This window comes from Psychrobacter sp. AOP31-B2-9 (genome assembly GCF_052378005.1).
In the GTDB taxonomy this organism is placed as follows: domain Bacteria; phylum Pseudomonadota; class Gammaproteobacteria; order Pseudomonadales; family Moraxellaceae; genus Psychrobacter.
Map to the genome: position 1 here is coordinate 1 of NZ_JBQSXG010000007.1, position 13513 is coordinate 13513.

The 13513-nt window shown below is 39.8% G+C and carries 13 protein-coding genes; 5 read left to right on the plus strand and 8 right to left on the minus strand.

Annotation, left to right across the window (positions count from 1 at the left end; translation table 11 throughout):
* The 3 genes from ACT3SX_RS01710 to ACT3SX_RS01720 all read left to right on the plus strand — a co-directional run.
* A partial coding sequence (locus tag ACT3SX_RS01710) for a hypothetical protein (protein ID WP_444518943.1) occupies window positions 1-191 on the plus strand: 191 nt, incomplete at its 5' end.
* Between the two features lie 868 nt (window positions 192-1059).
* Entirely contained in the window at window positions 1060-2118 is a 1059-nt protein-coding gene (recA, locus tag ACT3SX_RS01715) for a recombinase RecA (protein WP_192519759.1), read from the plus strand.
* 40 nt (window positions 2119-2158) lie between these two features.
* Entirely contained in the window at window positions 2159-3295 is a 1137-nt protein-coding gene (locus tag ACT3SX_RS01720) for a regulatory protein RecX (protein ID WP_192992067.1), read from the plus strand.
* Window positions 3296-3329: 34 nt separating this feature from the next.
* On the opposite strand, the gene ACT3SX_RS01725 is transcribed toward ACT3SX_RS01720, so the two are convergent.
* The 7 genes from ACT3SX_RS01725 to ACT3SX_RS01755 all read right to left on the minus strand — a co-directional run bounded on the left by ACT3SX_RS01725 (window position 3330) and on the right by ACT3SX_RS01755 (window position 10801).
* Window positions 3330-4787, minus strand: a complete 1458-nt coding sequence (locus ACT3SX_RS01725) for an anion permease (RefSeq protein WP_192992066.1) — start codon at window positions 4785-4787, stop codon at window positions 3330-3332.
* Between the two features lie 336 nt (window positions 4788-5123).
* The gene (locus ACT3SX_RS01730; protein WP_192519762.1) at window positions 5124-5825 is read right to left on the minus strand and encodes a YidB family protein; all 702 of its coding nucleotides are present in this window, start codon (window positions 5823-5825) and stop codon (window positions 5124-5126) included.
* A 130-nt stretch (window positions 5826-5955) separates the two neighbouring features.
* Complete coding sequence (locus ACT3SX_RS01735) at window positions 5956-6411, minus strand: protein YgfX (protein ID WP_192519763.1); 456 nt, start codon at window positions 6409-6411, stop codon at window positions 5956-5958.
* A gap of 66 nt (window positions 6412-6477) precedes the next feature.
* Complete coding sequence (locus ACT3SX_RS01740; RefSeq protein WP_192519764.1) at window positions 6478-6753, minus strand: FAD assembly factor SdhE; 276 nt, start codon at window positions 6751-6753, stop codon at window positions 6478-6480.
* 58 nt (window positions 6754-6811) lie between these two features.
* Complete coding sequence (folP, locus tag ACT3SX_RS01745; RefSeq protein ID WP_192519566.1) at window positions 6812-7705, minus strand: dihydropteroate synthase; 894 nt, start codon at window positions 7703-7705, stop codon at window positions 6812-6814.
* A gap of 178 nt (window positions 7706-7883) precedes the next feature.
* Window positions 7884-9779: an ATP-dependent zinc metalloprotease FtsH gene (gene ftsH / locus ACT3SX_RS01750; RefSeq protein ID WP_319020966.1), complete on the minus strand. Its 1896-nt coding sequence runs from the start codon at window positions 9777-9779 to the stop codon at window positions 7884-7886.
* Between the two features lie 389 nt (window positions 9780-10168).
* Window positions 10169-10801 (minus strand): RlmE family RNA methyltransferase, encoded by a 633-nt coding sequence (locus ACT3SX_RS01755; RefSeq protein WP_192519568.1) that lies wholly within the window; start codon window positions 10799-10801, stop codon window positions 10169-10171.
* 345 nt (window positions 10802-11146) lie between these two features.
* Between ACT3SX_RS01755 and ACT3SX_RS01760 the strand changes: the two genes are divergently transcribed.
* Both ACT3SX_RS01760 and ACT3SX_RS01765 read left to right on the plus strand, forming a co-directional pair.
* Window positions 11147-11455, plus strand: coding sequence for a YhbY family RNA-binding protein (locus ACT3SX_RS01760; RefSeq protein WP_192519565.1), 309 nt, complete (start codon window positions 11147-11149; stop codon window positions 11453-11455).
* A gap of 242 nt (window positions 11456-11697) precedes the next feature.
* Entirely contained in the window at window positions 11698-12420 is a 723-nt protein-coding gene (locus ACT3SX_RS01765; protein WP_192992065.1) for a hypothetical protein, read from the plus strand.
* A 229-nt stretch (window positions 12421-12649) separates the two neighbouring features.
* On the opposite strand, the gene ACT3SX_RS01770 is transcribed toward ACT3SX_RS01765, so the two are convergent.
* A complete protein-coding gene (locus ACT3SX_RS01770) occupies window positions 12650-13375 on the minus strand; it encodes a CHAP domain-containing protein (RefSeq protein WP_192519563.1) in 726 nt (241 codons plus the stop codon).
* Window positions 13376-13513 lie beyond the last annotated feature (138 nt).

Here is a 13513-nt window from a genome sequence, read left to right on the forward strand (position 1 = left end):
ATATCAATCGCATACTTTTAATAATATCTAAAGAAGCGGCTAATATATTTAGCCGCTTTTTTAGATTTATAACTCACTATTTACTACTTAACAAAGTCAAATGTGATAAATCCTCAGCGTTAAGCCTTATTTTAAAAGCCTTTATCATTTCTTTGAAAAAAAATTATAAAATATTAGTACGTGAAACATAGTTAATTATGATATGGTTTATTAAAGAATATCTATCCATGCACATGAAAAAATGACATTATCACCTTGCTGCACCCTACTCATAATCCACGCAAACATCGATGCTATAAGGGCTTGGTGAGTTCTCCCCATAACCTGTGGATAACCCTGTGTATAAGTAGCTACTTGACAAGAAATCCCCTAGATAACTTAAAGGATAAGGTAAAATCGTTCATTTTTTATACAATTAAAATATTGATATAAATCAATTACTTATACACAACATACAATCATTAAAAAAAATTTTAATATTTTAAAAAAAATAATTTTATTGTCATCAATGTTTCACAATCAATGAATATCAAGAATTTTTTCGCTGTGAACAACTTCTAAATCTATTGACAAACCCTGCCATTATATAGTTCGAAATTATGGTTGATTTCATAATTTATCTATACGAATCATGACCGATATACGATACGACACCTAGTGTCGCCTATCGTTATTTCACCCTCTAAATACTCACTTTGATTTGTTATAATTATTTCATCTTATGAATAGTGAGTTAAAGAGTATTTTGTCATGAATCTATAAAATCTAGCGAGAAATTTACGTTAGCAGGCTTATTTATGAACTTATTTTTACTTATCTCGCTATTTAATTTTACTGTATAGTAGACTGATATAACTTTATACAAAGTCGTATGTATAACTTGTTTGTCTTAGCTAGGCGATGAACGTTGCTTGCTATTAACGTTTCATACTACTTATTCGGCATTCGACTTAAGCAATATTCAGCACGAATAAATCATTATTTTTATAATACGAATATGTGATGTGCAACACTACAATTGATAACTTTTACTTTATGATTGAACACAAGGAATCTAGTATGGACGACAATAAAGCCAAGGCACTCAAAGCAGCATTAGGTCAAATTGAAAAGCAGTTTGGCAAAAATACGATTATGCATTTAGGCGATGACTCAGTCGCTATGGATGTAGATGCAGTTTCTACAGGATCACTTGGGTTGGACATCGCCCTTGGCATTGGTGGCTTACCAAAAGGGCGTATTATTGAAATCTATGGCCCAGAAAGCTCAGGTAAGACGACCATGACTCTACAAGCTATTGCAGAATGCCAAAAGCAAGGGGGTACCTGTGCCTTTATCGATGCTGAGCATGCACTAGACCCTGTCTATGCACGCAAACTTGGCGTGAACACGGATGAGCTACTACTGTCGCAGCCTGACAACGGCGAACAAGCCCTTGAAATTACCGATATGCTAGTACGCTCTGGTGCTATCGATATGATCGTTATTGACTCGGTGGCAGCATTGACCCCTCGTGCTGAGATCGAAGGCGAGATGGGTGACTCACATATGGGCTTGCAAGCGCGCCTAATGAGCCAAGCACTACGTAAAATCACTGGTAACGCTAAACGCTCTAACTGTATGGTCGTCTTTATTAACCAGATCCGCATGAAAATTGGCGTTATGTTTGGTAGTCCTGAAACCACTACTGGTGGTAATGCGCTGAAGTTCTATGCATCAGTTCGTATGGATATTCGCCGTATTGGCGCAGTTAAAAATGGTGACGAAATTATCGGTAACCAAACCCGTGTCAAAGTTATCAAAAACAAAATGGCACCACCCTTCCGTCAAGCTGAGTTTGAAATCACTTACGGCGAGGGTACCAACCACTTAGCCGAAGTCATTGACTTAGGCGTTGAAATTGGCGCAGTTGGTAAAGCAGGCTCTTGGTATAGCTATGGTGATGAAAAAATCGGTCAAGGTAAGGCCAATTCGGTACTTTTCTTAAAAGAAAACCCGGCAATCGCTCAAGAAATCGAAGATAAGATTCGTGCTGAAAAGCTTGGCTCAAAAAAGAACGCCAAAGATGAAGATGCTGAAGAAGCCAAAGAAAAGTCAGAGGCTAAACCTGCACAATAATATAATATTCAATAATTTCTATCGATTATCATGATTTATTATGAAAATTAAAACCTTAGCTGAAATACTCGCTGAATCAGATTCTGATTCAGCGAGTACCCCTCGTACTAAACCAAAAAAACATACTAAGTTTTCTAAGCAGTCACATAGAGATGAGCCAAAAAAGCCCCGTAAAACTGGTAAACGCTTTGTAAATTCAGATAAAAACCGCTCTAAAACCAATAGATCAACACATAACCTCTCAGCAACTAACCACTTGGAAGATAGTGATTCAGTTATCAATGAGGATATGTCTGACATAGCATCAAACGACTCACCCTCCTCTGCCAACCAAAAAACATCTAAACCAAAAAAGTATAAAAAACGTGAAAAACGCTTCCATCCAGCGGCTAACTTTAGCCCTGAACCTAGCAACGTGCCTGCTTATCAGCAACCAAAAGCACAAAGCATTAAAGAGATGCTAGAAGAAGTTAAGCAGGGTGCTCTTTGTACTGAAGAAGAAGGATGTGATAACAGTGATGGTGATGGCGCTGAAACTGGTACTATTTCTCACCAAGGTGAAACAAATAAACAGACCGACAACCTGCCCGCTGCACTCAAAGCCTATCTACGTACACCTGAACAACGTCAAGCAGAAGTAGATGAAGTTAAAGCCGAAAGCCGGTTACGTTGGCTAGCATTTTATTACTTGTCGCGCCGTGAGTATGGCAAAGCCGAGCTCAAGCAGAAGCTCATTGATAAAGGGCAAGAGCCAGAGAAAATTGATGCGTTGCTCGATGAGTTTGAAGAAAAAGGCTACCAAAGTGATTATCGAACAACATTGATGTTAATCCGTGAAAATATTCGCAAAGGCCGTGGACGCGGTCGTATTAAGCAAGAGTTTTATCGCAAAAGCATTGCTATGCCCAGCAATATTGATGAGCTAATAGATATGGCAAATGCAGAGTCAGATGAGTTTAGTGAGTTTGTAGATGATAGTGATGACAATCTTGTTGAAGGCGTAGACTGGCTAAAACTCGCCGTCATCGCTCGCACTAAGAAGTACGGCGATGGTGTACCGCTCGAACAAAAAGACAAAGCTCGCCAGTTACGGTTTTTACAATACAGGGGGTTTAATACGGACATCTGCTTTGCCGCGCTCAACTATACGTTAGAGACGTTAGATGAGCGCTTTTAATCAGTGTTATGGCTCATCTTAATTGAGTTACTCATTAATAATAGCCAAGCACTTTCCACCAAATTAGACCAGCACCTATCCAAATGACTAAGTTCACCACACTCATAACCGCACCAACACCCCACCACTCTTTTAGTGTCACATAGCCTGAGTTAAAGATAACGGGTGCTGTACCAGTTGCATAATGGGTCAATGTCATCATGATATTGCCTGCCGCAGCTAAGATTAAGGCGTATAACATAGGCGGCGCACCTAATGTCAGACCTACGGCATAAAATGCTGCAAATAGCGCAGTTATATGCGCAGTGGTACTAGCGAAAAAGTAATGGATATACAAATAAACCAAAGTCAAAATTGTTACGGCGCCTATCCAGCCTAAACCAGTTATACCAATTAGAGACTCAATATTGCCTGAGAACCAACTAATCAACCCAAGTTTATTTAAATAAGTCGCCATCATAATCAGGGCACCGAACCATACAATAGTGTCCCATGCTGACTTCTCTTTTAAAATATCATCCCAGGTCAATACGCCTGTCAATATTAATGTCGTCAGACCAACAAAAGCAGTGGTAGTAGCATTAACACTATACTGGTCACCCAAAATCAATGCCGGAATATTTGCCCACAAAATCAACATAAGCGCGAACACACCAAGCATAATTTTCTCTTGTGAGCTTACGTTGCCCATTTCTTTTAGATTGTCTTTAGCAAAATGTTTGGCATCGGGTGTTGCTTTGACCTCAGGCGGGCAAATCATATAGATGACTAACGGCATAACTATCAAGCAGAGCAAACCCGGTATAAACATTGCCACCGCCCACGTTGTCCACGATAACTGAATGTCACCACCTGTCGCTTTATTGACCAACTCTACAACTAAGGGGTTGGGCGCAGTCGCTGTGATAAACATACCAGAAGTAATTGGATTGGCATGGTAATTAACCATAGCCAAGTAGCGACCAATTTTGTTTTGTGTACCTTCCTCTGGAGTTGAATGAAAGCTTTGTGCAATGGACTTCATAATCGGATGAATAATACCACCACCACGCGCCGTATTAGAAGGTGTAATTGGCGCTATCATCAGCTCTGCAGCAGTTAAAGAATAAGCCACACCGATGGTTTTTTTACCAAAAACAGAGATAAAATAGTAAGCAATACGACGACCCAAACCTGTTTTTATCAAACCACGTGATATCATAACTGCAATACCAATCAGCCAAATGAGAGGGCTTGAATAACTTGATAACGCATCACTAATGGCTTGTTTTGGGCTATCACTAGTTACACCTGTGAGTGCCACTAGGGTAACTGCAATAATAGCAATTGCACCAATAGGTAACACCTTCCCTATGATAGCGACGATGGTGGCGATAAATAATGCCAACATATGCCATGCTTCTGGTGTGACACCAGTAGGTACCGGAATAACAAACCAAATTATCAAACCAACTAAAATGGCAATCGCTGCTTGGATAGGCTTAAATGGCATAGGTCAAAATCCTTATGCTATTAAATTATAGCTATTGGAAAACATGCTTTAGCTAACAAGAGCTAAATGCAAAAGTGATGTACTCATACTAATTATTTTATAAGATATATATGTCTAGTGTTCTATTGATTACTGTTTTTAACATATCTCTTTAGATTATAAAATGAGTAGATAATGAAAGTTTTGGATAAACACAGTAAGAGATTGCAGGTATGGGTAATAAAAAAGAGTGCGTCTCATGAGGCACTCTTTTTTATTGCAGTCTTAACTTATGATATTGGTATTTGAAACAGACTATTATTTTCAAACATCTACTCTAAAAACCAATTGAAAAATTTACTTAAAAGCATTCAGCCGACTAGATAGCTGATTGATAATTTGATCAATCTCTTCGTTGGCCTCACCCTCATTATCCAAGTTGCCATTTGGCGTTAGTTGATTCATAACCTCAGGGAGCAACTCTGCAAGACCTTGGCGCACCTCTACATCATTGGTACCTGTATGCGCGGCTACTTTCTGAATTTCATTTTCATCAAATAAACGACTGATGTCATCAGGATCAAGGTTATCGTTGGTTTCTTGACTACTCATCCAAGAACGCGCTTTGCTTTCGTGACCCATCGCAGTGATTTTTGATAATGCACCACTCAAACCGCCATTACGCTTAATCCAGCTGAGCACCATAGGCATAAGTGCCGCGATCAGCATACTTTTCCCGCCCATACTACCTTGCTGCTGCTGATTGCTACCTAACACGCTTCCTAAGATATCTCCCAAACCACTAGCACCGCTACCGCTCTGACCACCAGCAAGACCACCGATGATATCATCTAAACCAAAACCATTATCTGCTTGGCTACTTGGCTTTTGTGTATTATTACTAGTCTGAGCCATTCCACCCAACACGCTACCCAACACACCACCTAAGCCAGCAGTATTGTTTGAACCCGTACTATGATTAACGGTATTACTTTGGTTATCTTCTGGATTCATCGCACTACGGGCGACTTGGCTCACTAAATTACCTAATAAACTCATACACTACTCCTGTTCTGCTCATATTATTTATTGTTAAAAATTTGGGCGTGTCCTCATACTTTATTCAGAAAGACGCAGCTGAAAAAATCCGCCATGTATTAGCAAAATACATTCAGAAAATAGCCCTCTATTATCTTTTAGTAACACTTACATTAGCCAAAATACGCAACTCTCTCCATTGGTCAGCACTTACTTGGTCGCGAAATACAGTTACTGATAAAGAACGCTGATACGGCTCTACGATATTGAATTCAAAACTCATTACCCACCGATAAGCATGCACAGTAACCAATTGTGCCTGCCATAGCTCATCACCATGAGCAGTGCGAATCATCAGCTGCCAACCTTTATCAGTACGCTGACTAAGCGGCGGTTGGCTCATATGCAGCGGCATAGGTCTTGATAATATCAGATAAACAATAACCATCACTGTGACTATCACAATAAGCACATACTGCCACAACATTAACGTAGCAAACCATGCAATTATCATCATCACGCTCGCTAAACCAATATATAGCAGCAAGCGCAAGTAACTGGTAGGCTGAATAGCAGTGTCAATGCGTAGAGATGTCAACGAGGTCATAGTCAAGTACCAGTACAAATATGAAGCTATTATGCAAATCTAAAACTCATACTGCCTGACCAAGTATCAAGCCAAGCTTTTTGTATGACGCCATGTCTTTATTTTATTAACTAAAGCCCATACGTCATCATTTTCTGGACGATCTTGATTGGTAAAATAATCCAACAAGTCAGGGTCTTCGTGCGTCAGCATTTCTGCAAATGTAGCTTGTTCAGCAGCATCTGCGGTTAGGTATAACTCTTTGACATAAGGGTCAATATAAAAATCTAACTCTTTTAGTCCGCGGCGCGCTTGATAAATAATACGACGCTGTTCATTGGTTGGTTCTGGCTGATTGGTCATAAAGCTACCTTTAATGATTAAATTTATTTTTTATATTATATTTAAGCGATGTGCTCATCTAACGCTGGTACTCAGACAGCTGATGCCAGAGCGCAATTGATTGCTGCATCATCGCCACATTATGGGTTCGAATGATACTGGCACCTTGTTGTAACGCAAAAATGCCAGCTGCTGTACCTATCATATCTCGTTCTGCTGCTTGAGTCATCGCAACTGCTTTAACGCCACTGTTGGTTAATACTTCTGCTAAAAAACGCTTGCGTGAAATACCAAACATCATCGGTAAACCAAGTGCCTGTAAGCGGCTCAATTGACTTAGTAATGCGCAGTGATGCTCATAGTTTTTAGCAAAACCAAAACCTGGGTCGATAACCAGTTTGTCACGCTTGACACCGATGCTAGTTACTTCATCAACACGAGCTAATAACTCGGTACTGACATCGTTTATCACATCATTGTACTGTGCCAAACTATTCATTGTTGTGGGCTCACCGCGCATGTGCATGAGCATAACTGGTATATTAAGTTCAGCAGCTAATATGGCGGCACCCTCACGTTTAAGCGCTCTTACATCGTTCCAGATATCAGCACCTGCTTCGAATGCAGCTGCCATGACCGCTGGATTACTGGTATCAATAGACAGCCAAATATCATGACCGAAATTTTTTCGTATAGCTTTGACAACTGGTATAACACGCTTTATCTCATCACTAGTGGCTACCACATCAGCATTTGGACGAGTAGATTCACCACCAATATCAATAATAGTGGCACCTTCCGCTATCATTTGCTGACAATGATCAACTGCCTTATCTATAGCAGTAAACTGTCCTCCATCTGAGAATGAATCTGGTGTAACATTGAGTATGCCCATAATATGCGGCTGCGACAAATCTAAAGTTTTATCACGGCTAGATATTTGGTAAGTGGGTAAAGATTGGAATAGTGACATCAATAATCCATCATAAGTAAATATGTAATGTGGTTTTAATTCTTACTAGGTACTCTCATGATACCAGTAAATCTTATACTGTTCTAAACCCTTAATAAAATGACAGCAATAAAAAAGCCCTTTATGAAAAAGGGCTTTTTTAATTAACGTATTAAATCTAACTTCAATGTCTGTAAACTTACATCGCAGGTAATGGCGGCGGTGTTGGGCCTGTCGTTTTCACATCATTTTTTGACAGATTTACTTCATTGGGCTGATAGACTCTTGGTGGGCGTGGCTCTTCACCTGCTAATATATCTTGCAACTGATCACGGTCAATCGTTTCCCACTTCATCAATGCCTCAACCATAGCATGCATTTTCTCTTGGTTACCTTCGATAAGCTCACGAGCGATATCATACTGCTCTTCTAGCATACGACGTACTTCTTCATCCACTTTTTGCTGTGTGGCTTCAGAAATCGTACGATTACTAGAGCCAAAATAGCCCTGTGAACTATCTTCATCTTCGTACACCATAACACCAAGTGCATCAGACATACCATATTTGGTAACCATAGCTCGCGCCATTTTGGTTGCACGTTCAAAGTCGTTTGAGGCACCCGTTGACATCTGATTGATAAAGACTTCTTCAGCGATACGACCACCGAATAAGATTGCAATATCATTTAACATCTTAGATTTATACATGCTAGTTTGATCATGCTCAGGCAACTGCCAAGTAACACCAAGAGCAAAACCACGCGGCATAATCGTTACTTTATGTACCGGATCTGTGCCAGGTAGCAACTCAGCGACTAAGGCATGACCTGACTCATGATAAGCTGTTGCACGGCGCTCTTCTTCACGTATAACCATAGACTTACGCTCAGGACCCATATAAAGCTTGTCTTTCGCATCTTCAAAGTCATTCATATCGACACTAGTCTTGTTGCGACGCGCCGCAAACAGTGCTGCTTCGTTAACCAAGTTGGCTAGCTGTGCACCACTGAATCCAGGTGTGCCACGAGCAAGTGCATTGGCGTCCACACCAATAGTGTTTGGTAGCTTCCTCAAGTGGACTTTTAAGATTTGCTCACGGCCTTTGATATCTGGCAAGCCAACTTGTACCTGACGATCAAAACGACCTGGACGTAGCAATGCTTTATCAAGAACGTCTGCACGGTTAGTCGCGGCAATTACAATAACGCCTTCATTACCTTCAAAGCCATCCATCTCAACCAATAGTTGGTTCAGCGTCTGCTCACGCTCATCATTACCGCCACCCATACCAGAGCCACGATGACGACCGACTGCGTCAATCTCATCAATAAAAATGATACATGGTGCGCTTTTTTTCGCTTGTTCAAACATGTCACGTACACGAGATGCACCAACACCAACAAACATCTCAACAAAGTCAGAGCCTGAAATTGAGAAAAATGGTACTTTAGCCTCACCAGCAATGGCTCGTGCCAATAGTGTCTTACCAGTACCAGGTGGGCCTACCATCAAAATACCACGTGGAATGGTTGCACCAAGTTTGGTAAATTTATCTGGATCACGTAAAAAGTCAACGACCTCTACCACTTCTTCTTTGGCTTCTTCACAACCAGCTACATCTTCAAAATCGACATTAATCTGGTCTTCAGTCAGCATTTTAGCTTTAGATTTACCAAAGCTCATTGGGCCGCCACCTTTGCCGCCAGCACCACCTTGCATATTACGCATGAAGAATAAGAACAGTCCGATGATCAATAGAATCGGGAAACTGGCGATCAGTAGTTGCATCAATACGCTTTGACGCTTTGGTGCAGTCCCTTGAACTTCGACTTGGTTTTCACGCAGCAATGGCATAAGCTCGTCATCTGACACAGCAGGTCTAATGGTCTCAAAAGATGAACCATTTTTCTTCTCGCCAGTGATCTCTTCACCGTCGATTTCAACACTGGCTACTTGGTTTTCTGACACAGCGGTCACAAACTCAGAGTAGTTAAGGCTATCCGGCTCAGATGATTGATCAAAGCCGCTAAACACCAGTACTAAAACGCCGATTACCACCAGCCACAATAAGGTATTTTTTACCATGTCGCTCACTAGTTATTCCCATCCCTTACTTATTGGTGTGTTTATTAAACACGTGACGTCTATAAACGTAATACTCATTTTTGATAACTTTTTCAACACTAGAATCTTATGACCCATAACTTATGCATATTAAACTATTTATCAAAACAGATATAACATATGATAAATATCAATAACATATGACTCTATCATAGATGAGCTTATCAAGCGCTTATTGTCAGACGACTTTGCCTAAAACAAAGTTAATATACCATGATATGTGGTACTAACCTGCATAATTCAAGCAGATTTCACTATTATTCAATCAACGATTGTAATGAGTTTAATATATCAATTAGATATATTTTATGGTGACACAATATCTCATTTGCAATAGTAGTAACTCATCGCAGTCCAAACTACTTAATAGCTACCCAAAACATCTCTTTTGATCGTGGTCGTGAAGCGCCTGGTTTGATACTACGAATTTTACTAAAATCATGCTGCATCTGCTTGCGTAATTCTTGCGTTCCTTCACCTTGAAACACTTTCATAATAAGCGCGCCACCTTCTGGTAAGGTTGCTAAAGCAAAGTCCACTGCCAATTCACATAAGTACATCATACGTGGTTGATCGATAGCACTGTTACCGGCTGTATTCGGTGCCATATCAGACAACACCACATCAACTTGTCTATCACCAACCTCTGCCATGATGTTATCAAACACCTCTGCTTCACGAAAGTCGCCTTGAATAAAGGTAACATCAGGCAACGTATCCATAGCCAAAATATCAGAAGCAATCAAGATGCCTTGCTCGCCTACCAACTGACCAGCTACTTGCGACCAACTACCAGGAGCACTACCTAAATCTACGACTGTCATACCTTTTTTAATCAGGTTAGTTTTTTCATTGATCTCTAATAATTTATAAGCAGCACGGGCACGATAGCCTTCTTTTTGAGCCTTTTGCACATAATGGTCATCAATATGCTCTTTCATCCAAGCGCTGCTACTCTTTGACAGCTTTTTATTTTCGATACGCGTGGCCAAAATACCTGCTCCTATTACATTACAAAACATGAATACATATTCATTCAATAGCCATTCATTTATCAAATAGATTTTTTAGATGAGCTCAATGATTTTAAAGCAATCATCAATCAGGTCATAAACTTATTTTATAGTGTCAAACTGATCAAATTCTATGGGTTAAAACACTGTTTTATAAGACAGTAGCGTTTATAATGTGACTAAATATTTAGTTTAACATTTTCATCACGTAAAATCGTGCAAAATCCTGCTGATATCATGCAATCTGACTATAGATTATCTATAATGGTCACCAACTGCTTTTAATAGCACTGTCTTTTATTTTTACCAACACCTAGGAACTCTATGCAACTCGATAATGCTACAATCAAACGCCTAAGAGGCATTGGTCACGAACTCAAACCAATTGTGATGATTGGCAATAAAGGTATCACTCCGACCATTACTGAAGAAATCGATCGCGCTTTATCGGATCATGAACTTATTAAAGTAAAGCTGCCAGCAGGAACAAAAGAAGAGCGTGACATCGTGGGAGCTGAACTTGCAGCAGCAGCGAATGCGTCTTTGGTTCACTCTATCGGTCGTATGGCATTGTTATTACGCCAAAACCCAAATGCCAACCCGAAACTGTCTAACCTCGCACGTCACGCGTAGTATTTCTTTTATATCCACTTAATGTGCATTTTACTATCCTAAATGATTTATAAGACAGATAAATCATTTAGGTAGTACATAAAAGCCGCGATGCAATTTTGCTCGCGGCTTTTATGCTATATATATATATCCTATTTCATACTTATCGCTTACCCTAAATAGAATTTTTTATAAAAATGAAAGCAGTTAGCAGATAAGATATTTTATGATTCTTATTTTTAAATGTTGGACGTTATCAAATTATGAGCCAAACTTTTCATTTATGCTTAGCAAATGACACAATAGTAGCTGATGCAAAACAGCTTAATAGCACTATAGATGAACTAAAAAATATTCGTATTGCTGTTAGCCTTACAGTGATCCACCAACCAGTAATGTGTTTACAGTTTAATTATCAAATTAGCTTACCTACTCCATCTTTGATAAGCCAACTCAACTGGCCAACCTGGAAGGTAGAGCAAGTTGGCTTTGCTGACTACTTATGGGAGGAGACTTGCCTTGAGTGCTTTATCGCTGGCGATCTAATTAATAATAATCGTATAGATAAAAACACATCACCCTATATTGAAATCAATGCCAGTCCAGACGGTCGTTATGCACTTTATCAATTTGAAAGCTACCGCAAGCCCGTAATTCTGCCACCTACGCCTCTGATGCTAACAGACAATAAAACACGTGCTTCTATTGATTGGAGCGGCTATATCAAACCAGCCATAACCCTAACACAAACTAAGACATCTGAACCTTCATCGAAAACCTCCAAACCTATTGATTTTGAACAAAGCTTCAATATACCTATAACCCAAGTATCTAATAACAAATATGCCATGTATGGCACGCCTATCGAGTACATACACCCCTGTGTTATTTTATGGCTAAATAAAACTGCTCTATACTTTGCAGTCTCTCATCCGACACCGCCTGATTTTCATAATTGCCATTACTGGTCAAAAGGTGAAATTTAACTCGGCTAGGCTGTACTCTCATTCGAATAATGGTTGTAACAACTAGGACACATCTTAGGTTATTAAAACCACCTTTTCTAATCAATACTCAAGCAACAAAAAGCCTAACACTCTCAATTAAAACCTGCTACTCAAAATAAAAAACTCAGTAATGTTATAAACAACATTACTGAGTCTAGAGAAAGTGTTCAATTGAATACACTCATATGCGTAGCTAACTGACTACTAACTATTTGTCAGCCATAGCAAGATAGATACCACGATTTGATGCATCATCAACGTATTTTGAATCACGCCATGTCGTATAATTATGATGACCACTGTATGGGCTTATACTGTTTTGACGGAAGTCAGATACCCAGTCATTACCATCAAATATTTGAATATGACCATGTGGACGTCTTGAGGTTCGATCGTAAACAACCACATCACCGACTTGTGGTTGCGTATCGTTACTAATTTTAGTAAAACCAGCTTGCGCTAGCGTGCCACGAGAGGCGTATTGATAGGCTGAAGGATTAGGCGTAAATTCATAACCAGCTGATTGCAGTGCTTTACGTACATAACGAGCACAATAACCAGAACTTCTAGATAAAGCAGCTCGCGATGCATTTGCTGCTGCAATAGCAGGCGCTGAATAACGATCAGGAACAAGACTTGCTTGCTGCTGACGCTGCTCATAAGACAAACGGCTGGTCAACGAAGCAAGCTGATATTCTTTTTGCTTAGCATGTGCGCTTAAACTATCGATGGCTTGGCTGATCTCATCATTACTATATACATGAGCACCACTTTTAGTGCTATAGATGTTGCTACTAGAAGCGTAGTTCGCAGTAGGAACAGTGGATCTACTATGACTCAAGGTATTATTTGGCTGAAAGGTGGTTTCGACAGCACCATTTGCCTGTGCTATACCCATTCCCAATACTGACAAAATTAATAAAGCTTGTTTCATAAATTTACTACCTATTGTTAATACCAGACCGCTCGTCATCCATAACGAAGCATCAATTAAGTTAGGAGGATATAATCATTAAACAAACATGATAAAATCCTAATTACAACATTTCGCTCTTTCTTCTGTAATGACTAA

What these genes read in the sequence shown, in the direction of transcription:
- ACT3SX_RS01760 (WP_192519565.1), top strand. Translation starts at nt 11,147, where the DNA reads ATGCAACTCGATAATGCTACAATCAAACGCCTAAGAGGCATTGGTCAC.
- ACT3SX_RS01720 (WP_192992067.1), top strand. Translation starts at nt 2,159, where the DNA reads ATGAAAATTAAAACCTTAGCTGAAATACTCGCTGAATCAGATTCTGAT.
- ACT3SX_RS01735 (WP_192519763.1), bottom strand. Translation starts at nt 6,411, where the DNA reads ATGACCTCGTTGACATCTCTACGCATTGACACTGCTATTCAGCCTACC.
- ACT3SX_RS01740 (WP_192519764.1), bottom strand. Translation starts at nt 6,753, where the DNA reads ATGACCAATCAGCCAGAACCAACCAATGAACAGCGTCGTATTATTTAT.
- ACT3SX_RS01770 (WP_192519563.1), bottom strand. Translation starts at nt 13,375, where the DNA reads ATGAAACAAGCTTTATTAATTTTGTCAGTATTGGGAATGGGTATAGCA.
- recA (WP_192519759.1), top strand. Translation starts at nt 1,060, where the DNA reads ATGGACGACAATAAAGCCAAGGCACTCAAAGCAGCATTAGGTCAAATT.
- folP (WP_192519566.1), bottom strand. Translation starts at nt 7,705, where the DNA reads ATGTCACTATTCCAATCTTTACCCACTTACCAAATATCTAGCCGTGAT.
- ACT3SX_RS01730 (WP_192519762.1), bottom strand. Translation starts at nt 5,825, where the DNA reads ATGAGTTTATTAGGTAATTTAGTGAGCCAAGTCGCCCGTAGTGCGATG.
- ACT3SX_RS01765 (WP_192992065.1), top strand. Translation starts at nt 11,698, where the DNA reads ATGAGCCAAACTTTTCATTTATGCTTAGCAAATGACACAATAGTAGCT.
- ACT3SX_RS01725 (WP_192992066.1), bottom strand. Translation starts at nt 4,787, where the DNA reads ATGCCATTTAAGCCTATCCAAGCAGCGATTGCCATTTTAGTTGGTTTG.